General features: G+C 44.2%; 1 protein-coding gene. It reads left to right on the forward strand.

Annotated elements, in window-relative coordinates; all coding sequences use genetic code 11:
• Positions 1-380, forward strand: a 380-nt coding sequence (locus tag C2M25_RS06490; RefSeq protein ID WP_105180734.1) for a phage major capsid protein, incomplete at both ends; no start/stop codon positions are given.

Below are 380 nucleotides of genomic sequence, written 5' to 3' on the forward strand. Positions count from 1 at the left end.
GATATCGAAGCGTTGGTTCGTAACGATATTATGGAAGGTTTAGCGCTTGCATTAGATAGCGCTGGTATTAAAGGTACCGGTGCTGCGAATCAGCCAACAGGTATTATCAACACTGCAGGCATTGGCGCAGTTGATTTAACCGGTGGCGTTAACTGGGCAAAAATTGTTGAGTTTGAAACTGATGTAGCAGAAGCAAATGCAGATTCAGAAAGCATGGCTTACTTAATGCGCCCAAGTATGCGTGGCACTTTAAAAACCACAGAAAAGGCAGCAGGCACGGCTAAGTTCTTGTGGGGTGATGATAACCGTGTAAATGGTTATCAAGGTGTCGTTGGTACTCAAATGGATGCAGGTTCAATCTTATTTGGTGACTTCTCACA

This window comes from Pseudoalteromonas sp. T1lg21, from assembly GCF_002964625.1.
GTDB classification, from domain to species: Bacteria; Pseudomonadota; Gammaproteobacteria; order Enterobacterales; family Alteromonadaceae; genus Pseudoalteromonas; species Pseudoalteromonas gelatinilytica.